The organism is Actinomadura sp. CNU-125, from assembly GCF_001942465.1.
Classification (GTDB): Bacteria; Actinomycetota; Actinomycetes; order Streptosporangiales; family Streptosporangiaceae; genus Spirillospora.
On sequence record NZ_MKJY01000353.1, the window covers coordinates 1 to 4386 of the forward strand.

At 77.5% G+C, this 4386-nt stretch carries 1 protein-coding gene, 3 tRNA genes and 2 pseudogenes; 3 read left to right on the forward strand and 3 right to left on the reverse strand.

The window, feature by feature from the left end:
- Positions 1-867 precede the first annotated feature (867 nt).
- Positions 868-1515, forward strand: a pseudogene (gene rsgA, locus BJF79_RS62670) (ribosome small subunit-dependent GTPase A); the annotation flags it as partial.
- Positions 1516-1893: 378 nt separating this feature from the next.
- Here the strand turns inward: rsgA and BJF79_RS32915 are convergent.
- From BJF79_RS32915 to BJF79_RS32925, 3 genes are all read right to left on the reverse strand, one after another.
- Positions 1894-1966: transfer RNA gene (locus BJF79_RS32915), tRNA-Arg, on the reverse strand.
- 37 nt (positions 1967-2003) lie between these two features.
- Positions 2004-2075: transfer RNA gene (locus tag BJF79_RS32920), tRNA-Cys, on the reverse strand.
- A gap of 25 nt (positions 2076-2100) precedes the next feature.
- Positions 2101-2173 (reverse strand) — tRNA-Asp (locus BJF79_RS32925).
- A 431-nt stretch (positions 2174-2604) separates the two neighbouring features.
- On the opposite strand from BJF79_RS32925, the pseudogene BJF79_RS32930 reads away from it, so the two are divergent.
- Both BJF79_RS32930 and BJF79_RS62675 read left to right on the forward strand, forming a co-directional pair.
- A pseudogene (locus tag BJF79_RS32930) lies at positions 2605-4064 on the forward strand (benzaldehyde dehydrogenase).
- Between the two features lie 113 nt (positions 4065-4177).
- On the forward strand, positions 4178-4386 hold a 209-nt coding region (locus BJF79_RS62675), incomplete at its 3' end, for a hypothetical protein (protein ID WP_262402892.1).

Sequence of the window (4386 nt, forward strand, 5' to 3'; positions counted from 1 at the left end):
ACGCGGCGAGCGCGGCGGCGTCGCGGGCGGCGCGCGGCGGACGGGGTCGCTCGCGGTGACGGCGAGCCGGGCGGCGCCGGCGGCCGCGGGGGCCACCTCGTCCCACAGGTCCTCGAGCCGCTGCGCGGCGGCGCGGTCGAGCCGCGCGAGCGTCGCGTCCCCGCCGCAGTCTCGCCGCAGTCTCGGCGGGCGGCGCGGGGGCGCGGGGGGCCGTTCCCTCAGGGGCCGTGTTCGCTTCGGGCGCGGGCCCGGGGGCCGGGTCGTGCCGGGGGGACGGCGCCGGCGCACCGGCCCGCTGCACGTTCTCGTCCACGACCACGCCCCTCTATCACGGTCACGTCTCCTCAAATCACCATAACCGCCGCGCGGCCTCCGAAGTTCCCGGCGCGGCGTCCCGGACTCGGGACACGGGTGGCGGGAACGGGCGCGCAGGGGATATCGTGGCTCACCGGAACCGAAGGGAGGTGGGGTGCATGGCCGCCGTCGCGGTCGCTGCCGCGCGCAGCGTTCTGGCCTGCCTCATCTTCCGGGCCTCGGGCTGATTCCACGTTCTGGCGCGCCGTCGGCGCGCCCGCCCGGGTGCCCTTTCAATCGAAGGGTTCCGAACCGTTGTCTCACTCTTCTGACGGGTCTTTCCTTGCCGCCTACGGCTGGGACGAGACCCTCGAGGACGAATTCTCTGTTCATTCCGCCGCGGGGCTGACCCCGGCGCGGGTCGTCGCGGTGGATCGCGGGCTGTGCGAGGTGGTCACCGCGGACGGCCCGGGGCGCGCGGCGACGCCGCGCGCGGACCGGCCGCCGATCCGGCGGCGCGCCGTGCACGGGCGACTGGGCGGCGCTGGACCCGGCGGGGCCGGACGGCCGTCGATGCTGGCGGCGCTGCTGCCGCACCGGACCGCGATCGTGCGGGCCGGGTCGTCGCGGGACTCGCGGGGGCAGGTGCTGGCGGCCAACGTCGACACCGTCGCCGTCGCGGTGTCGACGGCGACGCCCTCGGCCCCCGCCCGGCTGGAGCGGCTGCTGGCGCTGGCGTTCGAGAGCGGCGCGCGGCCGGTGGTGGTGCTCACCAAGACCGACGAGGTCGGCGCGGCCGACGTCGCGGCGGCGGAGGCCGAGGCCGCGGCGTCGGCCCCGGGTGTGGACGTCGTGTCGTGCAGCGCGCTGGCCGGGGACGGCGTGGACGTGGTCCGCGCGGTCCTGTCGGGCACGGTGGTGCTGCTGGGGCCGTCCGGCGCGGGCAAGTCGACGCTCGGCAACGCGCTGCTGGGCGATGCGGTGCTGGCCACCGGCGCGGTCCGCGCCGGCGACGGCAAGGGCCGGCACACCACGGTGCGGCGGGAGCTGCTGCCGCTGCCGGGCGGCGGCGTGCTGATCGACACGCCGGGCCTGCGGGGCGTCGGGCTGCAGGACGCCGGTGAGGGCCTGCGGCGGACGTTCGCCGACGTCGAGGAACTGGCCGGACGGTGCCGGTTCGGCGACTGCGCGCACGACACCGAGCCCGGCTGCGCGGTCCAGGCCGCGGTGCACGACGGGTCGCTGCCGCGCCGCCGCCTGGACGGCTACCGCAAGCTGCTGCGGGAGGGCGCGTGGGCGGCGGCCCGCGGACGCGCGGCTGCGCGCCGAGCGGGAGGGCCAGCGCAAAGCCCTCACGAAGTGGCAGCGGCAGATGTACAAGGAGCGGGACAGGAACCGCTGACCGGCGGGCCGGTGCGGTCGCGGCGCCGTGCCGCGTCCGCACGGCCCGTGACCGGTGAACACCGTCGCGGGATCGTCCGGCCGCTCGGCGACCCGGTTCCGTCCGGTGCCCGGTCGCGGCTGCCCGCCGGCCCGGCGCGTCCGCGGTCCGGACCGCGGGGCGTCCCGCCTCCGCGCCCGGCGGGGCGGTGCGGTCGGTCTCCCCGGCAGGATTCGAACCTGCGTTCTCCGGCTTCGGAGGCCGGTGCCGTGTCCGCTCGGCCACGGGGAGGCGTCCCCGCCCCCGGGTGACAGGGGGGCGGGGACCGAGACGCCGGTGGGATTCGAACCCACGTGGACGGTTTTGCAGACCGTCGCCTGAACCGCTCGGCCACGGCGTCGGGGGCCCGCCCGGGGGCGAGCCGGCGGCCTCGGCGGGATTCGAACCCGCGGCTTCCGGCGTGACGGGCCGGTGCTCTGACCACTGAGCTACGAGGCCGGGCGAACGAGGGCGAGCACGCCGCGCGCGGGGCGGTCGCGAGTTGCGGGGGCGCGGCGCGGACGCCGGTGGACGCTCCACGACGGCGGAGCGCGACGGCCGGGACTGCGCGCGACGGAGCTGAGCGCGACGGGGGCAGCGCCTACCGGCGGCGGGACGGATCCCGGTGGCGACAGCGCGAGGCAGCGGTGGTGCGGTCCATGGTCGCGGCCCTCCTCGCCTCGGTGGTCTCGCCGTCGGCGTCCGGGCCGTGGTGCCCGGTGCCGCGCCGGCAGAGCCAGCGTGCCCCGGGCGGCCGGGGCGGCGCAACGCATTTTCGCGGCGCGGGCCCGCCGGGTTTCCGCTGAGCGGAAAGCCCCTGTCCCGGGGGGTCGCGGGCGTGGTGAAGGTAGGGGGCGACGTATCCAGCCGACGACCCGTGTGGAGGAACGATGACGCTGCTCGATCCCGGTGTGTGGACCGGGAAGATCTTCGATGGCGGGTGGGTCGCCGGTTCGGGCGGCGGCTACGACGTCGTCGTGCCGGCGACCCGGCGCCACGCTGGGGGTGCTGGGCCGGGCGGACGGCGCGGACGCGGCGCGGGCCGCGACGGCCCGCGGCGGCCGCGCAGCGCGACTGGGCGGCCCGCTCCTACGAGGAGCGCGCGGTGGTGCTGCGGCGTGCGGGACGGCTGTTCGAGGAGCACGCCGCCGAGATCGAGGGCTGGATCGTGCGGGAGGCGGGGTCGATCCCGCCGAAGGCGGCGCTGGAGGCGGGGTTCGCGGCGAACCTGTGCTACGAGGCGGCGGCGCTGGCGTCGCATCCGCAGGGGCTGGTGCTGCCGTCGGCGCAGCCGCGGTGGAGCCTGGCGCGGCGCCGCCCGGCGGGCGTGGTGAGCGTCATCGCGCCGTTCAACTTCCCGCTGATCCTGTCGATGCGGTCGGTGGCGCCGGCGCTGGCGCTGGGCAACGCGGTGCTGCTCAAGCCCGACCCCCGCACCGCGGTGTGCGGCGGCGTGACGGTCGCGCGGATCTTCCAGGAGGCGGGCCTGCCCGAGGGCGTGCTGCACCTGCTGCCGGGCGGCCGCGAGGCCGGCGAGGCGGTGGTGGCGGCGCCGGAGGTGCGGGTGGTGTCGTTCACCGGGTCGACGGCGGCGGGCCGCACGATCGGCGAGGTGTGCGGGCGGCTCCTCAAGCGCGCGCATCTGGAACTGGGCGGCAACAACGCGCTGGTGGTGCTGCCGGGCGCGGACCTGTCCAAGGCGGTCGCGGCGGGCGCGTGGGGCTCCTACCTGCACCAGGGGCAGATCTGCATGACGACCGGCCGTCACCTGGTGCACGAGAGCCTGCACGACGAGTACGTGGAGGCGCTGGCGGCCAAGGCCGACGGGCTGGCGGTCGGGGACCCGGCGGCGGGCCCGGTGCACCTGGGCCCGATCATCGACCGGGGGCAGCTGGCGCGCGTGGACGAGCTGGTCCGCGACACCGTCGCGGCGGGTGCGCGCCTGGCGGCGGGCGGCACCGGCGAGGGGCTGTTCTACCGGCCGACGGTGCTGGCGGAGGTGTCCCCGTCGATGCCCGCGTACGCGCAGGAGGTGTTCGGGCCGGTCGCGCCGGTGGTGCCGTTCTCGACCGTGGACGAGGCGGTGAAGCTGGCGTCCGACAGCGAGTACGGGCTGTCGCTGGGGATCCTGGGCGAGGTGGGCGCGGCGATGGAGATCGCCGACGCGGTCCCGACGGGCCTGGTGCACATCAACGACCAGACGGTCAACGACGAGCCGGTGGTGCCGTTCGGCGGGCTGGCCGCGTCGGGGAACGGGTCGCGGTTCGGCGGCCCGGACGCCAACATCGAGGCGTTCACCGAGACGCAGTGGGTGACGATGCGCGGCGAGATCGCCCCGCACCCGTTCTGATCGCCGCGCGTCCGGTGGTTGAGCCCCCGGCGGCCCGCGGCGGCCCGGCGCGGGCGGCGCCGCGGGGCCGTAGAGTGCCCGGGGCGCCGTCCGCCGGGACCGCTGGAGGGTTCATGGGCCGCGATCCGCAGTATCTGGCGTTCATGCGGGACCGCCTGGCCGCCGCGGCCCGCCACGGTCCCCCCGACTCCCCCGGCTCCTCCCCCGGCCCTTCCGCCGAGACGGCGGGGCGGCGCCGGTCAGGTCGCGGAGGAGCGCCGCGAGCACGCCGCCGATCTGGCGCGCTGCGGGCGTGCCGGACGGCGCCGTCGAGGACGTTGCG